Raw genomic sequence first — 643 nt, 5'->3', positions numbered from 1 at the left:
CCTCGGCAGCTGGCGCCTCGCGCTCGGCATCCTCGCGGCGCTCGCGGCGGTGCTCGCCGTCGTCGTCGCGCTGCTCATGCGCACCGTGCCGACCGGGTCCGTCCCGGGGCTCGCCGCCCGGTTCGCCGTGCTCCGCGACGTCCGGATCGGCCTGGCCCTCATGACGGCCCTGCTCTTCACCGCCGCGTTCAACATGGTCTACATCTTCAGCTCGGCCGTGACCCGCGGCGTGACCGGCGGCAGCGGGACGGCGCTCGCGACGCTCCTGCTGGTCTTCGGCGTCGCGGGCCTGGTCGGCAACTGGCTGGGCGGCTCCCTCACGGACCGGATCGGGGCCCGGCCCACCGCGATCACCGCCCTCGCCGTGGTCGTCGTGTCCCTCGTCGCGCTGTTCGCCGCCGAGGACTCGTACGTGGGAACCGCCGTGCTGTTCGGCGTCTGGGGCCTGGCCACCGCGGCGGCCCTCGTGCCCATCCAGCACCGCCTGGTCGACGTCGACCCCGCCGTCGCCGGGGTGTCCCTGTCGTGGTACTCGACGGCGATGTACGTCGGGATCGCGATCGCGCCCGTCGTCGGCGCCTCGGTGCTGCCGCTGGGCGCGGCGTGGCTGGACCTGCTCGGCGCCGCGGCGGCCGCGGCGGCG

General features: G+C 75.7%; 1 protein-coding gene. It reads left to right on the top strand.

The window, feature by feature from the left end; translation table 11 throughout:
* On the top strand, window positions 1–643 hold a 643-nt coding region (locus PROKR_RS28900; protein WP_157602856.1), incomplete at both ends, for an MFS transporter.

The organism is Promicromonospora kroppenstedtii DSM 19349, assembly GCF_000515355.1.
In the GTDB taxonomy this organism is placed as follows: Bacteria; Actinomycetota; Actinomycetes; order Actinomycetales; family Cellulomonadaceae; genus Promicromonospora; species Promicromonospora kroppenstedtii.
Note: the sequence above shows the minus strand (reverse complement) of the source record. Positions and strands in the feature narration are given on the sequence as shown.